Below are 18,523 nucleotides of genomic sequence, written 5' to 3' on the forward strand. Positions count from 1 at the left end.
TCGTGGCCGGTCGGCCGGGGACGATGAGGTGGGGTAACCATGAACGCGCCGTACGACGGTGACCGTGGGCAGGGCGCTGGCAGCGGTGCCGCGCCCTCCGGGGGCATGCCCCCGGCACCCGCCCAGCCCGGGCAGGTCCCGCCGCCGCAGTCCGCGCCGGACCCTTACGTCCAGGACGCGTACGCCTACGACCCGTACCGGTCCCAGGACCTGTCCGCCCAGGATCCGGTGACCGAGGCGCTCTACGACCGCGCGGCCCACCCGCCGCCGCCTCCGGGCACCTATACCGAGCAGCCGCCGCTCTACCAGCAGCCCGCCGCCCAGCAGTACGCGCCCGACCCACGGATCTGGGCGCAGACCCCGCCGCCCGAGCCCGAGGGGCCCTCGCGCCATCTGCCCTATGGCGACGCCGCCGGGAGCACGCAGTTCGTGGGCGTCGACGACCTGGTCACCCAGGCCGGCGAGGAACTCCCCGAGCAGGACGCGTTCGCCCACCTCTACCGGGACCAGCAGCAGGCGAGCCCGCCCCCGGCTCCCGCCGCGCCGGAGCCGGCTCCCGCGCCGCCCCGGAAGTCGGGCGGCCGCGCCTCCAGCCTGATGAAGTCCAGCGCCGTGATGGCGGCGGGCACCCTGGTGTCCCGCCTCACCGGCTTCGTACGCAGCCTGGTGATCACGGCAGCGCTGGGCGCCGCACTGCTCGGCGACACCTTCACCATCGCACTCACCCTGCCGACGATGATCTACATCCTCACCGTCGGCGGGGGCCTGAACTCGGTGTTCGTGCCCCAACTGGTCCGCTCCATGAAGGACGACGAGGATGGCGGCGAGGCCTACGCCAACCGCCTCCTGACGCTCGTCATGGTCGCGCTCGGCACCATCGTCGCCCTCGCGGTCCTCGGGGCGCCGCTGCTGATCCAGCTGATGTCGCCCACCATCGCCAACGACACGGCCGCCAACAGCGTCGCCGTCACGTTCGCCCGCTACTGCCTGCCCACGATCTTCTTCATGGGTGTGCACGTGGTGATGGGCCAGATCCTCAACGCCCGCGGGAAGTTCGGCGCGATGATGTGGACCCCGGTCCTCAACAACATCGTGATGATCTGCACGTTCGGCCTGTTCATCTGGGTCTACGGCACCTCCGCCCAGTCCCACATGGGTGTCCAGACGATCCCCCACGACGGTGTCCGGCTGCTCGGCATCGGCACCCTGCTGGGCCTGGTCGTGCAGGCGCTGGCGATGCTTCCCTACCTGTGGGAGACCGGCTTCCGCTTCCGGCCGCGCTTCGACTGGAAGGGCCACGGGCTCGGCAAGACGGTCAAGCTCGCCAAGTGGACCGTCATGTTCGTCCTGGCCAACCAGGCCGGAGTCATCGTCGTCACACGGCTCGCCACGGCGGCGGGCAAGGAATCCGGGCGTTCCGGCGCCGGTTTCCTCGCCTACTCCAACGCCCAGCTGATCTGGGGCATGCCGCAGGCCATCATCACGGTCTCCGTCATGGCCGCCCTGCTGCCGCGCATCTCACGCGCCGCACACGACAACGACCCGGGCGCGGTCCGCGACGACATCTCGCAGGGCCTGCGCAATTCCGCGGTCGCTATCGTGCCGGTCGCCTTCGCGTTCCTGGCGCTCGGCGTCCCCATGTGCACCCTGCTCTACGCCTCCAGCGGCGTCCAGGCCGCCCAGTCGATGGGCTTCATCCTGATGGCGTTCGCGCTCGGCCTGATTCCGTACTCCGTGCAGTACGTCGTGTTGCGCGGCTTCTACGCGTACGAGGACACCCGCACGCCGTTCTACAACACGGTCATCGTGGCGGCCGTCAATGCGGCCGTCTCGGCCGTCTGCTACGTAGTGCTGCCCGCCCGGTGGGCGGTCGTCGGCATGGCCGCCGCCTACGGTCTGGCCTACGCCGTGGGTGTCGGAGTGGCCTGGCGGCGGCTGCGCAACCGGCTGGGCGGCGACCTGGACGGCGCACACGTCCTGCGTACGTACGCGCGCCTCTGCCTCGCCGCCGTGCCGGCCGCGCTGGCCGCTGGCGCGGTCAGCTTCGGTCTGCTGAAGTTCCTGGGCGAGGGCGCGGGAGGGTCGGTCGTGGCGCTGGTCGTCGGCGGTGCCGTCCTGCTCGGCGTGTTCTTCGTGGCGGCCAAGCGGATGCGCATCCAGGAGCTCAACGCCATGGTCGGAATGGTGCGCGGCCGCCTCGGCCGCTGAGGCCGGAGCCCGCGCACAACCATCGTCGGCGACCGCGTGTCGTGCATAGTGCCGGACTGTGGGCACAATTGGCATGACTTTGCATGGCTGGCCGACAGCACGCAACGGATGGGGAGGCAGGAGCGACGGTGGCGGAACGTAGCACGGCTGCCGTCGACGTGGCCGACAACAGCGGCGACAACCCGCTGACCGCCAAGGCGGACAAGGCGACGACCGACGGAGTGACGGAGTCCATCGACACTGCAGACACGGCGGAGCAGAGCACGAACGGCACCGGCGGCGAGCGCAAGGCCACTGAGCCGTCCATCGCTACGCCCGAACTGCACAGCGGTCACAAGCTGGCCAGACGCTACCGCCTCGAGGAGTGCGTCACCCGTCTGGACGGTTTCAGCAGCTGGCGTGCGGTCGACGAGAAACTCCGCCGGGCGGTCGGCGTCCACCTGCTGCCCGCCGATCACCCGCGGGCGCGCTCCGTACTGGCCGCCGCCCGGTCCTCCGCGCTGCTCGGCGACCCACGCTTCGTGCAGGTCCTGGACGCCGTCGAGGAGAACGACCTCGTCTACGTCGTCCACGAGTGGCTGCCGGACGCCACCGAGCTCACCGCCCTGCTCGCCCTCGGCCCGCTGGAGGCGCACGACGCCTACCAGATGGTCACCCAGGTCTCGCAGGCCATGTCTGCCGCCCACCGCGAGGGCCTCGCCCACCTCCGGCTCACCCCGAGCGCGGTGCTGCGGACCTCCACCGGGCAGTACCGCATCCGGGGTCTCGCCGTCGCCGCCGCGCTGCGCGGCATCAGCTCCGACACCCCGCAGCGCACCGACACCGAAGCCATCGGCGCCCTGCTGTACGCCGCGCTCACCCAGCGCTGGCCGTACGAGAGCGACGCCTACGGCCTGCACGGGCTGCCCAAGGGCGTCGGTCTGATCGCCCCCGACCAGGTACGGGCGGGTGTCCACCGGGGTCTCTCCGAGCTCGCCATGCGTGCCCTGGTCAACGACGGGGCCACGGCGTCCCGCCAGGAGCCGCCCTGCACCACCCCGGACGAACTGGTCAAGGCCGTCGGGGAGATGCCGCGCATCCGCCCGCCGGAGCCCGCGTTCACCGCGCCCCCCGAGTACCAGCGCACCACCTACCAGCAGGGCACCTACGGCCGCCCCGCCGGTCCCGGAACAGCCCCCCAGCCCGTGGCGGCTCCGCCGGCGCCGCTCCAGGGCCGCACCGGCAAGGCACTCAAGTGGGGCGTCTCGGCCCTGCTGATCGCCGCCCTGGGTCTCGGCAGCTGGCAGCTGGCGGACACCCTGCTCCACCGCGACAAGGGGTCCAACGAAACGGGCAATACCCAGACGACGGACCACGGCGACGGCGACAAGCCGAAGGCTCCCGCCCCGATCAAGATCCAGGACGCCGAGGAGTACGCCCCGGACGGATCGCCCCAGAACGCGGCCGACGTGAAGAACACCTACGACGGCGATACGTCCACCTATTGGCGCACCAAGAGTTTTGTCGACGGCCCCGACCTGGTGCCGTCGGTGAAGGCAGGGGTCGGCATCGTCTACGACCTCGGCTCGGCCAAGAACGTCTCGACCGCGTCGATACTGTTGCGCTACGGCGGGGACCACACCACCATCACGCTGTACGCGACGGACTCGCTGTCCCCGTCGACAACGGTCGGGGAGATGAAGAAGATCGCCACGACCCGGACCAGCGGCACCCAGGCCGACCTCAAGGCGAGCTCTCCGGTCTCATCGCGGTATGTACTGCTCTGGATCACGGCGATGCCCGAATCGCCCGAGGACCGGTACAGCCACGCGGGGCACAAGCAGGCCATCACGGATGTGAAGTTCGCCGGCTGACCGAATGGCAGGGGGAGGGGCTCACCGTTGGACGAGGCCACACTGGGCGACCTGAGCGACCAGGACCTACTGGCGCGCCATGTGGACGGCGACCCCCACGCCTTCGGTGAACTCGTGCGGCGTCACCGCGACCGGCTCTGGGCGGTGGCGCTGCGCACCCTGGGCGACCGCGAGGAGGCCGCTGACGCCGTCCAGGACGCCCTCGTCTCCGCCTATCGTGCCGCGCACACCTTCCGTGGGCAGTCGGCCGTCACCACCTGGCTGCACCGCATCACGGTGAACGCCTGTCTCGACCGTGCCCGCAAGGCGGCTTCCCGCAAGACGTCCCCGGTCGACGATCCCGAGCGCCTTGAGCAGCTCATCGAGCCGCACGAGTCGGCCGAAGCCCCAGCCGAGCGTCAGGACCTGCACCGCCAGCTCATCGAGGCACTGGGGACCCTCCCTCCTGACCAGCGCGCCGCCCTCGTACTGGTCGACATGCAGGGCTATCCGGTGGCGGAGGCGGCCCGCATGCTCGATGTCCCCACCGGCACCGTGAAAAGCCGCTGTGCACGGGGGCGCGCACGGCTGGTGCCGCTGCTCACTCATCTGCGCGGTGACGCGGGGGGTAGCAGTGAGTCCGGTGGGGGAAGGAACCGGACGCCGGGGACATCCGTCCCACCGGCGTCGGGCACAGACAACGCAGGACCGAGCGATTCGGCTGCCGTGAAGGGCGGAGGTGGGCGCGCGTGACATCCACGACCGGAACGACACAACACCCGGACGTCTCGGAGATCTCCGAACTCACCGAGGGCATTCTGCCGCCGTCCCGTACGGCGGACGTCCGCAGGCACCTCCAGGACTGCGCCCTCTGCGCCGATGTACGGGCCTCGCTCGAAGAGATCCGTGATCTGCTCGGCACGCTGCCCGGGCCGCAGCGGATGCCCGCCGATGTGGCGGGGCGCATCGATGCGGCGCTCGCCGCAGAGGCGCTGCTCAACGCTACGGCCCCCGAGGACACCGCGCGTGAAACGACGCATGTTTCACGTGAAACACCCGCCACCGCGAGCGAGCCGACGGCCGATCCTGCCCCGGCCGCTGCACGGCCCGACGCTCCCGTGGTTGACCGCCCCGCCGGGCGCGGCCGAGCCGCCACCGGCCCCGGCCGCTCCGCCAAGGCACGTCGCCGCCGTACGGCCGTGCTCAGCGCCGTGCTCGGCGCCGCGGCCATCGGCGCGGGGATCTTCTTCGTGCAGAGCGACCAGGCACCCTCGTCCTCCTCCAGGGCCAACGCCAACGCGTCCGGTACGCCCCGGCCCAGCGGCAACGTGTTCGCATCGGACACGCTCGAAGGGCGGGTCCAGTCGCTGCTGGCATCCCAGCACGGCGGCCAGACCGCGCAGAGCGCCCCCTCGGCCAAGATCGCGCCGTCAACGAAGAAGGCACCCAACGACGAGAACGCGGGGGACGGGGTCCGGTCCGCCGTCAGCGTGCCGTCCTGTGTCCAGGAAGGCACCGGGCGTCCTTCCCAATCTCCTCTGGCGGCCGAGCAGGGCACGTACGAGGGAACCAAGGCGTATCTCGTCGTGCTGCCCGACCGGGCGAACCCCGCCAACGTGGAGGCGTACGTCGTTGACGCCACCTGCGTGACCGCCACGCCCCCGGCTCAGGGAAAGCTGTTGCTGACACACTCCTATCCCCGCCCCTGAGACAGGGCGCAAGCCGAGTCTCCGTGCCGCCCGTCCGGCTCGGGAATGCATCCCCCGTAGGATCCGTTGGGTGGGGTGAGAGTCCTGGACCGGGGCCCCGACAGGCAGCAGGCAGTCCGCAGAGACGAGGAAGAAACCCGTGAGCGACGTCCGTAACGTGATCATCATTGGCTCGGGCCCGGCCGGATACACGGCCGCGCTGTACACCGCACGTGCGTCGCTGAAGCCGCTGGTGTTCGAGGGCGCCGTCACCGCCGGCGGTGCGCTGATGAACACCACGGAGGTGGAGAACTTCCCGGGCTTCCAGGACGGCATCATGGGCCCCGAGCTCATGGACAACATGCGCGGCCAGGCCGAGCGCTTCGGCGCCGAGCTGGTTCCGGACGATGTCGTCGCCGTCGACCTGACCGGTGACATCAAGACCGTCACGGACACCGCGGGCACCGTCCACCGGGCCAAGGCCGTCATCGTCACCACCGGCTCGCAGCACCGCAAGCTGGGCCTGGCCAACGAGGACAAGCTGTCCGGCCGCGGCGTCTCGTGGTGCGCCACCTGCGACGGCTTCTTCTTCAAGGACCAGGACATCGCCGTGGTCGGCGGTGGCGACACCGCAATGGAGGAAGCGACCTTCCTCTCGCGCTTCGCCAAGTCCGTCACGATCGTCCACCGCCGCGACAGCCTGCGCGCTTCCAAGGCGATGCAGGAGCGTGCCTTCGCCGACGAGAAGATCAAGTTCGCCTGGGACAGCGAGGTCGCCGAGATCCACGGTGACCAGAAGCTCTCCGGTCTGACCCTGCGCAACACCAAGACCGGCGAGACCTCCCCGCTGCCGGTGACCGGTCTCTTCATCGCCGTGGGCCACGACCCGCGCACCGAGCTCTTCAAGGGCCAGCTCGACCTGGACGACGAGGGCTACCTGAACGTCGACGCCCCGTCGACCCGCACCAACCTGACGGGGGTCTTCGGCGCCGGCGATGTCGTCGACCACACCTACCGGCAGGCCATCACGGCCGCCGGCACCGGCTGCTCCGCCGCCTTGGACGCAGAGCGCTTCCTCGCCGCCCTCGCCGACGGCGAGAAGGCCGCAGCCACCGTCTGAGCCTTCCTTCCAGCTTCTCCCTTCCCCTCCCACACCCCCTTAGGAGACTGCCGTGGCCGGCACCCTGAAGAACGTCACCGACGCCGACTTCGATGAGGTCGTCCTCAAGAGCGACAAGCCCGTCCTCGTGGACTTCTGGGCCGCGTGGTGCGGCCCGTGCCGCCAGATCGCTCCGTCGCTGGAGGCCATCGCCGCCGAGCACGGCGACGAGATCGAGATCGTCAAGCTCAACATCGACGAGAACCCGGCGACCGCCGCCAAGTACGGCGTGATGTCGATCCCGACCCTCAACGTCTACCAGGGCGGCGAGGTCGCCAAGACGATCGTCGGCGCCAAGCCGAAGGCGGCGCTCCTGCGTGACCTCGACGGCTTCATCGGCGAGAAGTAAGTCTCCACTCGCTCGTTGTTTCACGTGAAACGGGCCCGCCCCCTTGAGGGGGCGGGCCCGTTTCACGTGAAGTCGACTCCTACAGCGGCCTCAGCGCGGGTTCCTTCTGAACTGCGCCCAGCAGTCGGTCCAGGGCCAGTTCGACGTCTTCCTTCCAGGACAGCGTCGTGCGCAGTTCGAGCCGCATGCGCGGATGCCTCGGATGCGGCCGTACGGTCTTGAACCCCACCGCCAGCAGATGGTCCGCCGGAAGCACACAGGCGGGCTCCCGCCAACGGGCGTCTCCGAACGCCTCGATGGCCTTCACGCCCCGGCGCAGCAGATCCTTGGCGACCGTCTGCACCATCACTCTCCCCAGCCCCTGCCCCTGATAGCCCGGCATGATCCACCCGGTCATCAGCAGTACGGCGTCGGCGGACACCGGGCTGGTGGGGAAGGCCGTGGCCCGGGGCACGTAGGCCGGGGGCGCGTAGAGCACGTAACCGACCGGAATGTCATCGACATAGACGACCCGTCCGCAGGAGCCCCATTCCAGGAGCACGGCGGAGATCCAGGCCTCCTTCTCCAGTTCGGGCCGGCCGGCCTTTAACGCGGCCTCTCCGCTGACCGGGTCGAGTTCCCAGAAGACACAGGAGCGGCAACGCTTGGGGAGGTCCGGAAGGTTGTCCAGCGTGAGCGGTACGAGCCGACGCCCCATGAAGGCTGTTCCTCACTTCCCTCGCCTGCTGCACCCCGCGCGGCTGTCAGCGCGCCCCGCTCCCGGAGCAGGCTCCCGACGAATCCGCCGACGGCCCCGAGGCCAAGACCCGCTGTCACCAGTTGAGTGCGGCTCACCGTTCGCATGGCCTCGCGCCCCCTAGAAGGTGGATCAAGGTGGATGTGCCATACCAGTACGCATCGTATCCACCCGGTCATGGCGGGGATAGCGTCCGCATGCAAAGGGCGGGTCGTGTTCCGGTAGGAACCGGAACACGACCCGCCCTCAAGCGGCGCCGCACGGATTCAGCTGTCGCCGTCCTCCGAGGCGTCCTCGGCGAGCCCCTTCTCCAGGACCCGCCCCTCGCCCGGGGCGAGGGTGCCGAGAATCCTCTCCAGATCGTCTATCGAGGCGAACTCGACGACGATCTTTCCCTTCTTCTGGCCCAGATCGACCTTCACCCGCGTCTCGAAGCGGTCCGAGAGCCGGTTGGCCAGATCCGAGAGAGCGGGCGACAGACGCGTTCCTGCCCTCGGCCCCTTGGCCTTGGGAGCGGCCTGAGGCTCCGAGGACATCAGGCTGACGATCTCCTCGACCGCCCGCACCGAGAGTCCCTCCGCCACGATGCGGTGGGCCAGCCGGTCCTGCTCCCCGGTGTCCTCCACCGAGAGCAGCGCCCGGGCATGGCCCGCCGAGATGACACCGGCGGCGACCCTGCGCTGCACGGGCGGCGAAAGACGCAGCAGCCGCAGCGTGTTGGAGACCTGCGGCCGCGAGCGGCCGATGCGGTCCGCCAGCTGGTCATGGGTGCACTTGAAGTCCCGGAGCAACTGGTCGTAGGCGGCAGCCTCTTCCAGCGGGTTCAGCTGGGCCCGGTGGAGGTTCTCCAGAAGGGCGTCGAGAAGGAGCTTCTCATCGTCGGTGTCCCGGACGATGGCAGGGATCCGCTCAAGTCCAGCCTCACGGCAGGACCTCCAGCGCCGCTCGCCCATGATGAGCTCGTAGCGCTCGGGGCCAGTCTGCCGGACGACGACGGGCTGGAGAAGCCCGACTTCCTTGATGGAGGTGACCAGTTCGGCGAGAGCATCCTCGTCGAACACCTCACGCGGCTGGCGCGGGTTGGGCGTGATCGAGTCGATCGGCAGCTCGGCGAAGAACGCACCGGCCGACGACACCAGTTCCGGTGCGGCCTCGGGCTCGGGCAGCGATGTTTCACGTGAAACAGAAGCCGCCGGCAGCGTCGCCACCTTCGCGGCCGCCACCCCCCGCTCCGCAGTCAGCAGCGGCACCGAAGACGGAGACGTGGAAGCCGTCCTCACCGAGGAGCCCGGCTTCTCCTGCGAGGCGGTAGGGATCAGCGCACCGAGCCCACGCCCCAATCCTCTACGTCGCTCACTCACTGGATCCCCTCCGACATGCTGTGCTGGTTGTTCTGGCTGACCACATGCGCGTGCGTGGGGTCGTACTGCACACCGACACCGCGCAGGGCGATCTCGCGGGCAGCTTCTAGGTACGAGAGCGAGCCGCTGGAGCCCGGGTCGTACGTGAGCACCGTCTGTCCGTAGCTCGGCGCCTCGGAGATGCGGACCGAACGCGGGATGCTGGTCCGCAGCACTTCTTTGCCGAAGTGGCTGCGCACCTCGTCGGCCACCTGCGAGGCGAGCCTGGTCCGGCCGTCGTACATGGTGAGAAGAATCGTCGACACATGCAGCGCCGGATTCAGATGGCCTCGCACCAGATCGACGTTCCTCAGCAACTGGCCAAGACCCTCCAGCGCGTAGTACTCGCACTGGATCGGAATCAGGACCTCGGCCCCCGCGACCAGCGCGTTGACCGTCAACAGGCCCAGCGAAGGCGGGCAGTCGATGAGGATGTAGTCCAGCGGCTGCTCGTACGCCTGGATGGCGCGCTGCAACCGGCTCTCCCGAGCCACCAGGGACACGAGCTCGATCTCCGCACCGGCGAGATCGATCGTGGCGGGCGCGCAGAAGAGGCCCTCGACGTCCGGGACGGGCTGCACGACTTCGGCGAGCGGCCTGCTCTCGACCAGCACGTCATAGATCGAAGGGACTTCGGCGTGGTGGTCGATACCCAGTGCCGTCGAGGCGTTGCCCTGTGGATCGAGGTCGACCACCAGTACCCGCGCACCGTGCAGCGCAAGGGAAGCGGCGAGGTTGACCGTGGTGGTGGTCTTTCCTACGCCGCCCTTCTGGTTGGCAACGACCATGATTCGGGTCTGCTCCGGCCGGGGCAGACCCTCGCCGGCCCGGCCGAGAGCTTCCACCGCCAGCTGGGCAGCACGACCGATGGGGGTGTCGTCCATCGGGGGCGGTGTTTCACGTGAAACATCCTCCCCCGCCGATTCGGTACGGGGACCGGGGACCGGATCGGTCATCGGTCCCGCGATGTTGGCGTCGGACCGCAAGGATTCACTCTCCTCGACTTCAGGCTCGCAATAAGCAGAGCCTCCCATGTCTTCGGGGTCGTGAACCAGCGAGGCCCGGTCTTCTGTGGATGAATCCACCTCTGTGGACAACTCCGCAGCCCTCTCGGGGGACTCGGGGCCCCCTGCGAACGGTCTGCGGTCGCGCGACGAGGAAGCCGCACGGCCGCGGCTGATGATTCCATGCAGCAGTGAGCGACGTTTCACGTGAAACACGATGCATCCGCGCTCACCGGAGTCCGTTACGACACTCCGAAATGCGTACGTATGCCGCCTTCTATGGAGCATTCGCCCCCTGAACGCACCCACAAGGCACAGACTCCAGGGGGCAACGGCTCAGCGGCGGCGCCGGGTTCGGCTCGTCCTGGCGGCCTTGGCGCGCTTCGCGGCGAACCGCACACCACCCGGGCTCTCGCCGACCTCGACCCGTACGACCGTGGACAGCGGGTCCACGATGCCCTCGCCGACCTGAAGCACCGTGGTCTCCACCACACCGAGCTTGCTCAGGGCGGCGCGTGCACCGATGATCTCCTCCTCGGCCGTGTCGCCCTTGAGCGCCAGCATCTCGCCGTAGGGACGCAGCAGCGGAACGCCCCAGCCGGCCAGCCGGTCGAGCGGCGCCACCGCGCGGGCCGTCACCACGTGCACCGGCGGAACCTTGCCCAGCATCTCCTCGGCCCGGCCGCGGACCACGGTCACATGGTCGAGACCGAGGAGCTCCACGACCTCCTGGAGGAAATTGGTGCGCCGCAGCAGCGGTTCGAGCAGGGTGATCTTCAGGTCCGGCCGCACCAGCGCCAGCGGGATGCCGGGCAGGCCCGCACCCGAACCGACGTCGCAGACCGTGACGCCCTCCGGAACGACCTCGGAGAGCACCGCGCAGTTGAGCAGATGCCGCTCCCACAGACGCGGCACCTCACGCGGCCCGATGAGACCGCGCTTGACCCCCGCATCCGCGAGCAGCTCCGCATACCGCACGGCTTCCGGGAAGAACTCACCGAAAACCGCCCGCGCCACTTCCGGCGCCGGGGGAAGCTCCGCTGCTGCCTCTGCCTCCGTCACGGGGACCGTCCCTTCCCTACCTACGCATGACCGCACTGTGGCGGCTGACTATCAGGCTGACAAAGATCGGCCCCGCCTGCGAACAGACGGGGCCGAGAAAACTGGGACCGCTCAGGCGGGCAGCACGACGACGAAACGCTGGGGCTCCTCGCCCTCCGACTCGCTACGCAACCCCGCGGCCGCGACCGCGTCGTGCACGACCTTGCGCTCGAACGGCGTCATCGGGTCCAGCTTCACCGGCGCACCGGTGCTCTTCACCTCGTCCGCCGCCTTGGCACCCAGCTCGGCGAGCTCCGTGCGCTTCTTGGCCCGGTACCCCGCGATGTCCAGCATCAGCCGGCTGCGGTCCCCGGTCTCGCGGTGCACGGCGAGCCGCGTCAGCTCCTGGAGCGCCTCCAGCACCTCACCGTCGCGGCCCACGAGCTTCTGCAGATCACGGGTGCTGCTGTCGCTGATGATGGAGACCGCGGCACGGTCCGCCTCGACGTCCATGTCGATGTCGCCGTCGAGGTCGGCGATGTCGAGCAGGCCCTCGAGGTAATCGGCGGCGATCTCCCCTTCCTGCTCCAGGCGGGAAAGGGGGTCGACGCCCTCGGCGGCCGGAGAGGTGGTGCCTTCCGTCACGGGATGGACTCCTTCTTACTTCTTGGACGGGTGCTTGGGCCGCTGCTGACCCTTGCGCTGACCCGACTTGGCTCGCGCCTGGCCGGCGGTGGGCTTGCCCTGCTTCGGCTTGGCTTCCGGCTGGGGCTTCGCGTCCTGCGGTTCGGCCTTCTTCTCCTCGGACACCTCGTCCGCGGCGTCCCCGGAGTCCTTCGCCAGCGAGGTCTTCGCGGCCGCGTCGTCCTGCTGAGCCGCGGCCTGACGCTGCGCCTTGGTCTGCCGCTTCGGCTGCTGACGCTTCGGCGCCGCCCCCTCGGCCTCGGCGGCCGCGGTGTCGCTCTTCAGCACGCTGCCGTCGGCCTGGGCCGCGAAGCCCTGCTTGGACAGGCTGGTGATGAACTTGCGCTCGTTGTCGTTGCGGTCCGGACCCTTGGCCACGATCGCCTGGACGACGGCGAGCCGCCGCTTGCCGCGCACCTCACCGTGCACGGAGACGCTCTTGACCAGTCGCTCCAGGTAGTGCGCCTGAGCCTTGGAACCCGGCGTCGGGTTCTGGTTGATGACGTACATCTGCTGGCCCATGGTCCACACGTTGGTGGTCAGCCAGTAGACGAGGACACCGACGGGGAAGTTGATGCCCATCACGGCGAACATGACCGGGAAGACGTACATCAGCATCTTCTGCTGCTGCATGAACGGCGTCTTGACCGTCAGGTCCACGTTCTTCGTCATCAGCTGGCGCTGGGTGAAGAACTGCGAGGCCGACATCAGCACGATCATGATCGCGGTGACGACCCGGACGTCGGTGAGCGTGGCGCCGAGGGCCTCGACCTTGGACGCGCCGTCCGTGAACTTCGCGGCCAGCGGGGCACCGAGGATGTGGGCCTTCTGGGCGCTCTGCAGCAGCGGCTGGTTGATGACGCCGATGGTCTTGCCGTTGGCGATGCCGGCGAGCACGTGGTAGAGCGCGAAGAAGAACGGCGACTGGGCGAGGATCGGAAGGCACGAGGAGAGCGGGTTGGTACCCGTCTCCTTGTACAGCTTCATCATCTCTTCGGACTGTCGCTGCTTGTCGCTCTTGTAGCGCTCCTGGATCGCCTTCATCTTCGGCTGGAGCGCCTGCATGTTCCGGGTCGACTTGATCTGCTTCACGAAGAGCGGGATCAGGCAGATACGGATCAGCACCACGAGGGACACGATCGACAGGCCCCAGGCCCAGCCCGTGTCCGGCCCGAAGATCGCGCCGTACAACGTGTGGAACTGGACGATGACCCAGGAAACGGGCCAAGTGATAAAGCTGAACAGACTGGCAATCGTGTCCACTAATCAGGCTCCTTGAGCATTGGGCGGAGTCTCTGCGGCCGGGCTGGTCTCAGCGGCGGACGTCCCGCCCTTCCTGCCGCGCCAGGCAGCGCGCAACGCCTCGTGCCATCGAGGTCGTTTGCGCTCCGGTACGTAGTCCACGCCGCCCGGCGACCACGGATTGCACCGCAGAATGCGCCAGGCGGTCAGGGCAGTGCCTTTGACCGCGCCGTGCCGGTCGATCGCCGTATATCCATAGTGGGAACACGACGGGTAGTACCTGCAGACGGGCCCGAGGAGTGGGCTGATCGTCCACTGGTACAGCTTGATCAGGGCCAGCAGCGGGTACTTCATCGCGCGCCCCCTCCCAGCAGCCGCGAAAGAGCGGCGTCCAGGTCTCGGGCCAGCTGTGCATGGTCGGCATCACCCGCACCGGGCAACGCCCGTACGACCACCAGGCTACCGGCGGGCAGCTGGGTGAGCCGTTCACGCATCAGATGGCGAAGCCTGCGCTTCACCAGGTTGCGGACGACCGCTACGCCCACGGCCTTGCTGACAACGAAACCCGCACGCGTCGGGGGAGCGCTCTCCCCAGGCGCGTGCGGGTCCGTTGCACCGCTGCGTAGATGGACGACGAGGAGCGGGCGGCCGGCCCGGCGTCCTCGGCGTACCGCGGTCGCGAAGTCCTCGCGCCGCCTCAGCCGATTCTCGGTAGGCAGCACGTCATGACCTGTTCGCGATTACGCGGACAGGCTGGCGCGACCCTTGCCACGGCGGTTCGCGAGAATCGCGCGGCCGGCGCGGGTACGCATCCGCAGGCGGAAGCCGTGGGTCTTGGCGCGGCGACGGTTGTTCGGCTGGAAGGTGCGCTTGCTCACTCGGGGGCTCCAGAAATGATTCGTTGGCGGCGGGACATCGCCTGGCTGTCACCGTGCGCCCACGAGTAGCTCGCGTATACGCCCGTGTGCACCGCTTCACGATCACAGATCGTGATCTTTGCCCATCGGAGGCAGGCGGCAGCAGCCATCGACAACTCGACCTGGTTACGGTACGCGCGGCTACGCCATCCGGTCAAACCGGCGTCTTGACGGGGCCCACTGTGCACAGGCTGTGGACAACAACTTGAACCACGTCAGTGGCCCCGACTACCGTGGCTGAACTCCGAGAATCTTTTCCCCATCTGTCCTTGCCTGGCCGTCTGTGCCATCCCATCCCGTCCCGAGAACCACACATTCGTGGGACCTGCGAGAGAGCGTGCCCTGTGGCTGACGTACCTGCCGATCTTGCCGCAGTGTGGCCACGAGTGCTGGAGCATCTCCTCGGGGAGGGGCAGCAGGGCATCGAGCCCAAGGACAAGCAGTGGATCGAGCGCTGCCAGCCGCTCGCACTGGTGGCCGACACCGCCCTGCTCGCCGTCCCCAACGAATGGGGCAAGCGCGTCCTGGAGGGCCGGCTCGCCCCGCTGATCAGCGAGACCCTGAGCCGCGAGTGCGGCCGCACCATCCGGATCGCGATCACCGTCGACGACTCCGTGGGCGAGCCCGCGCCGCAGCCTCCGCAGCAGCAGCAGCCCCAGCGCTACCAGGACGACCCGTACGGCCGGCCCGCCGACGACGGGCTGCCCACGGTGCGCCCCGCCTACCCCGGCGAGTACCAGCAGCGTCCCGAGCCCGGCGCCTGGCCGCGCGCCCAGGAAGACCTCTGGCAGCAGCCCCGCCTCGGCGGCTTCCAGGACCGCGAGCCGTCCGGCGAGCAGTGGCGCGAGCCCTACGGCAGCCCCCGCCCGCAGCAGCCGCAGCACGACTACCGGTCACCGCAGCCGCCGGAGCGCCAGGAGCGGGGCCAGTACGAGCAGGACCGCGGCCAGTACGGACCGGACCGCCCGCAGTACGAGCAGCCCAAGCCGCAGCCGTACGAGCAACAGCGGCACGAACGGCATGAGCGGCCCGAGCGCCGGGATCTGCCGGACGGGCAGGCCCCGCAGCGCGGCGGCTCCGGTCATCTGGCGCCGTCCCCGTCCGGCGGGGCGCCCGCGCAGGGCGGTCCGGGCGAGCCGCACGCGCGGCTGAACCCGAAGTACCTCTTCGACACCTTCGTCATCGGCTCGTCGAACCGGTTCGCGCACGCCGCAGCCGTCGCAGTCGCCGAGGCGCCGGCCAAGGCGTACAACCCCCTGTTCATCTATGGGGAGTCGGGCCTCGGCAAGACCCATCTGCTGCACGCGATCGGGCACTACGCGCGCAGTCTGTATCCCGGCACACGGGTGCGGTACGTGAGCTCCGAGGAGTTCACCAACGAGTTCATCAACTCGATCCGCGACGGCAAGGGCGACACCTTCCGCAAGCGCTACCGCGATGTGGACATCCTCCTGGTCGACGACATCCAGTTCCTGGCGAGCAAGGAGTCGACGCAGGAGGAGTTCTTCCACACCTTCAACACGCTCCACAACGCCAACAAGCAGATCGTGCTGTCCTCGGACCGGCCGCCCAAGCAGCTGATGACCCTGGAGGACCGGCTGCGGAACCGTTTCGAGTGGGGCCTCACCACTGATGTGCAGCCGCCCGAGCTGGAGACGCGTATCGCGATCCTCCGTAAGAAGGCGGTGCAGGAGCAGCTCAACGCCCCGCCGGAGGTCCTGGAGTTCATCGCGTCCCGGATCTCGCGGAACATCCGCGAACTGGAGGGCGCGCTGATCCGGGTCACGGCGTTCGCCTCGCTCAACCGGCAGCCGGTGGACCTGGGGCTGACCGAGATCGTGCTGAAGGACCTGATCCCCGGCGGCGAGGACTCGGCGCCCGAGATCACCGCGAGCGCCATCATGGCGGCGACCGCCGACTACTTCGGTCTGACGGTGGAGGACCTCTGCGGATCCTCGCGCAGCCGGGTCCTGGTGACGGCCCGCCAGATCGCCATGTACCTGTGCCGCGAGCTCACCGACCTCTCGCTGCCCAAGATCGGGGCCCAGTTCGGCGGCCGCGACCATACGACGGTGATGCACGCGGACCGCAAGATCCGCGCGCTGATGGCGGAGCGCCGCTCCATCTACAACCAGGTCACCGAGCTCACCAACCGCATCAAGAACGGCTGACAGAGCCTCAGCGGACACACCCCGAAGGGCGCCCAGGGATCGATTCTCCGGGCGCCCTTCGGCGTTCCCGGACTCCGGTCCGGGCCCGTTCCGAGCCTTCGGGAGGCCCTCGGGAGGCCCCGGAATACGTGCGTACGGCTCCGAAGGAAGCGTGTGTACGAGGCCGACGGAGCCCCCGGTGTTCGAATACCGGCTGGTCAGAGGCGGTTCTCCACAGATCCGGGGACTTTCTTCCGTCCACACCCTGGGGACCGCGAAGTTGTCCAGATTGCTTCCACAGGCGTAGCGGCTGATACTCCATCACCCCAGGTCAACAGCCTGTGGATTTGTGGGCATCGTCGTTCCACAGCTTGTGGATGAAATCTCTGTCCACAGCCTGTGGGTGAAGTTGTCCACCGGCGACCCACAGGTCTTGATCCGTTGTCCCCAGCTTCAACCACGTTCTCCACACCCCTGTCCACTGTTCGGCAAGGAAACACCCGGGATCACTGGACCGAGTGAAAGCCGTCACACCAAGGAGGCGGGTTGGCCTGTGGGGAACGTGGGTAAAGCTGGGGACAGCCCTGGGGAGAAGTAGCCCCCTCCTGTGCATTGGTTGTGCAGAACTTTCGGGCGTCCACAGAAACCATGAGTTGTCCACCGGCTCCACCCACAGGGGCAGTGGACAAAAAACTGGGCGTGACCTGCGCAAACGGGGTTATCCACGGTTTCCACAGGCCCTACTACTACTCCCACTTAGAGTTAGCTCGGAATCCGCTTCGAAGTGGGGCCTGTGCACAACTGGCCGCCGGAGCTCCCGACACCGCTCGACGCGACTTGACCCCGACGCGCACCGAGTGTCAGCGGCGTACGTCAGACTGGTCCCCGGCGATACAGCCGACGACGAAAGCCAGCAGGGCGAGCCAGCAACAGCAGGAGGCGGTTCCGGTGAAGATCCGGGTGGAGCGCGATGTACTCGCGGAGGCGGTGGCCTGGGTGGCCCGCAGCCTCCCGGCCCGTCCGCCCGCGCCCGTACTCGCGGGCCTTCTTCTGAAGGCGGAGGACGGCGCGCTCAGCTTCTCCAGCTTCGACTACGAGGTCTCGGCGCGGGTCTCGGTCGACGCCGAGGTGGACGAGGACGGCACGGTGCTCGTCTCCGGCCGCCTCCTCGCCGACATCTGCCGCGCTCTCCCCAACCGCCCGGTGGAGATTTCCACCGACGGTGTACGGGCGACCGTGGTCTGCGGCTCCTCGCGATTCACCCTCCACACCCTTCCTGTGGAGGAGTACCCGGCGCTGCCGCAGATGCCGACCGCCACCGGCACCGTTCCCGGTGAGGTCTTCGCCTCCGCCGCCGCCCAAGTCGCCATCGCGGCCGGCCGCGACGACACGCTGCCCGTGCTGACCGGCGTCCGCATCGAGATCGAGGGCGACACGGTCACCCTGGCCTCCACCGACCGCTACCGCTTCGCGGTCCGCGAGTTCCTGTGGAAGCCGGAGAACCCGGACGCCTCCGCGGTCGCCCTGGTGCCCGCCAAGACGCTCCTGGACACCGCCAAGGCGCTCACCAGCGGCGACACGGTCACCCTGGCGCTCTCCGGCTCCGGCGCCGGTGAGGGCCTGATCGGCTTCGAGGGCGCGGGCCGCCGCACCACCACCCGCCTGCTCGAGGGCGACCTGCCGAAGTACCGGACGCTTTTCCCCACCGAGTTCAACTCGGTCGCGGTGATCGAGACCGCCCCCTTCGTCGAGGCCGTCAAGCGCGTGTCCCTGGTCGCCGAGCGCAACACCCCGGTGCGGCTCAGCTTCGAGCAGGGCGTGCTCATCCTGGAGGCCGGTTCCAGCGACGACGCACAGGCTGTGGAAAGGGTCGACGCCAGCCTGGAGGGCGACGACATCTCGATCGCCTTCAACCCGACCTTCCTGCTCGACGGCCTGAGCGCGATCGACTCCCCGGTCGCCCAGCTCGCCTTCACCACCTCGACCAAGCCGGCGCTGCTCAGCGGCAAGCCCGCGCTGGACGCCGAGGCGGACGACGCGTACAAGTACCTGATCATGCCGGTGCGGTTGTCCGGCTGAGTGGCTTTGCGGACGTACGCCCCGGGTCCCGGGG

General features: G+C 68.9%; 17 protein-coding genes. 8 read left to right on the forward strand and 9 right to left on the reverse strand.

Translation table 11 applies throughout. The features are described 5' to 3' along the window. The first annotated feature begins 39 nt into the window (after positions 1-39). The 6 genes from murJ (at position 40) to trxA (ending at position 7,236) form a co-directional block, all read left to right on the forward strand. Positions 40-2,208 carry a murein biosynthesis integral membrane protein MurJ gene (murJ, locus tag ACIBK6_RS04860; protein WP_399048816.1) on the forward strand — a complete coding sequence of 723 codons (2,169 nt, stop codon included), beginning with the start codon at positions 40-42 and terminating at the stop codon, positions 2,206-2,208. 128 nt (positions 2,209-2,336) lie between these two features. Next, complete coding sequence (locus ACIBK6_RS04865; protein ID WP_399048818.1) at positions 2,337-4,061, forward strand: serine/threonine protein kinase; 1,725 nt, start codon at positions 2,337-2,339, stop codon at positions 4,059-4,061. 27 nt (positions 4,062-4,088) lie between these two features. Further along, positions 4,089-4,793, forward strand: coding sequence for an RNA polymerase sigma factor SigM (gene sigM, locus ACIBK6_RS04870; RefSeq protein WP_399048820.1), 705 nt, complete (start codon positions 4,089-4,091; stop codon positions 4,791-4,793). Beyond that, positions 4,790-5,749 (forward strand): hypothetical protein, encoded by a 960-nt coding sequence (locus ACIBK6_RS04875; protein WP_399048821.1) that lies wholly within the window; start codon positions 4,790-4,792, stop codon positions 5,747-5,749. Before sigM ends, ACIBK6_RS04875 begins: the two co-directional genes overlap by 4 nt. A gap of 139 nt (positions 5,750-5,888) precedes the next feature. Beyond that, on the forward strand, positions 5,889-6,848 hold the full coding sequence (trxB, locus tag ACIBK6_RS04880) for a thioredoxin-disulfide reductase (RefSeq protein ID WP_399048822.1): 960 nt from the start codon (positions 5,889-5,891) through the stop codon (positions 6,846-6,848). Between the two features lie 52 nt (positions 6,849-6,900). After that, positions 6,901-7,236, forward strand: a complete 336-nt coding sequence (gene trxA, locus ACIBK6_RS04885) for a thioredoxin (RefSeq protein WP_399048823.1) — start codon at positions 6,901-6,903, stop codon at positions 7,234-7,236. A gap of 79 nt (positions 7,237-7,315) precedes the next feature. Here the strand turns inward: trxA and ACIBK6_RS04890 are convergent, their stop codons facing one another. The 9 genes from ACIBK6_RS04890 to rpmH all read right to left on the reverse strand — a co-directional run bounded on the left by ACIBK6_RS04890 (position 7,316) and on the right by rpmH (position 14,221). After that, the gene (locus ACIBK6_RS04890) at positions 7,316-7,933 is read right to left on the reverse strand and encodes a GNAT family N-acetyltransferase (RefSeq protein ID WP_399048825.1); all 618 of its coding nucleotides are present in this window, start codon (positions 7,931-7,933) and stop codon (positions 7,316-7,318) included. Positions 7,934-8,238: 305 nt separating this feature from the next. Then, positions 8,239-9,333, reverse strand: a complete 1,095-nt coding sequence (locus tag ACIBK6_RS04895) for a ParB/RepB/Spo0J family partition protein (RefSeq protein WP_399048827.1) — start codon at positions 9,331-9,333, stop codon at positions 8,239-8,241. Then, positions 9,330-10,406, reverse strand: a complete 1,077-nt coding sequence (locus tag ACIBK6_RS04900; RefSeq protein WP_399048829.1) for a ParA family protein — start codon at positions 10,404-10,406, stop codon at positions 9,330-9,332. The genes ACIBK6_RS04895 and ACIBK6_RS04900 overlap by 4 nt, the downstream gene beginning before the upstream one ends. Before the next feature lie 306 nt (positions 10,407-10,712). Continuing rightward, a complete protein-coding gene (gene rsmG, locus ACIBK6_RS04905) occupies positions 10,713-11,438 on the reverse strand; it encodes a 16S rRNA (guanine(527)-N(7))-methyltransferase RsmG (protein ID WP_399048831.1) in 726 nt (241 codons plus the stop codon). 111 nt (positions 11,439-11,549) lie between these two features. Continuing rightward, positions 11,550-12,062 carry a protein jag gene (locus ACIBK6_RS04910; RefSeq protein ID WP_399048832.1) on the reverse strand — a complete coding sequence of 171 codons (513 nt, stop codon included), beginning with the start codon at positions 12,060-12,062 and terminating at the stop codon, positions 11,550-11,552. Positions 12,063-12,077: 15 nt separating this feature from the next. Beyond that, complete coding sequence (yidC, locus tag ACIBK6_RS04915) at positions 12,078-13,364, reverse strand: membrane protein insertase YidC (RefSeq protein WP_399048833.1); 1,287 nt, start codon at positions 13,362-13,364, stop codon at positions 12,078-12,080. Positions 13,365-13,367: 3 nt separating this feature from the next. Then, the gene (yidD, locus tag ACIBK6_RS04920) at positions 13,368-13,697 is read right to left on the reverse strand and encodes a membrane protein insertion efficiency factor YidD (RefSeq protein WP_399048834.1); all 330 of its coding nucleotides are present in this window, start codon (positions 13,695-13,697) and stop codon (positions 13,368-13,370) included. Further along, the gene (gene rnpA / locus ACIBK6_RS04925) at positions 13,694-14,065 is read right to left on the reverse strand and encodes a ribonuclease P protein component (RefSeq protein WP_399048835.1); all 372 of its coding nucleotides are present in this window, start codon (positions 14,063-14,065) and stop codon (positions 13,694-13,696) included. The genes yidD and rnpA overlap by 4 nt, the downstream gene beginning before the upstream one ends. A gap of 18 nt (positions 14,066-14,083) precedes the next feature. Next, positions 14,084-14,221, reverse strand: a complete 138-nt coding sequence (gene rpmH / locus ACIBK6_RS04930; RefSeq protein ID WP_006381191.1) for a 50S ribosomal protein L34 — start codon at positions 14,219-14,221, stop codon at positions 14,084-14,086. A 383-nt stretch (positions 14,222-14,604) separates the two neighbouring features. Here rpmH and dnaA point away from each other — a divergent pair, with 383 nt between their 5' ends. Both dnaA and dnaN read left to right on the forward strand, forming a co-directional pair. Next, positions 14,605-16,431, forward strand: coding sequence for a chromosomal replication initiator protein DnaA (gene dnaA / locus ACIBK6_RS04935; RefSeq protein WP_399048836.1), 1,827 nt, complete (start codon positions 14,605-14,607; stop codon positions 16,429-16,431). Positions 16,432-17,358: 927 nt separating this feature from the next. Then, the gene (gene dnaN, locus ACIBK6_RS04940; protein ID WP_399048837.1) at positions 17,359-18,489 is read left to right on the forward strand and encodes a DNA polymerase III subunit beta; all 1,131 of its coding nucleotides are present in this window, start codon (positions 17,359-17,361) and stop codon (positions 18,487-18,489) included. Positions 18,490-18,523 lie beyond the last annotated feature (34 nt).

Origin of the sequence: Streptomyces sp. NPDC050485 (genome assembly GCF_044458185.1) — a bacterium.
GTDB lineage: Bacteria > Actinomycetota > Actinomycetes > Streptomycetales > Streptomycetaceae > Streptomyces.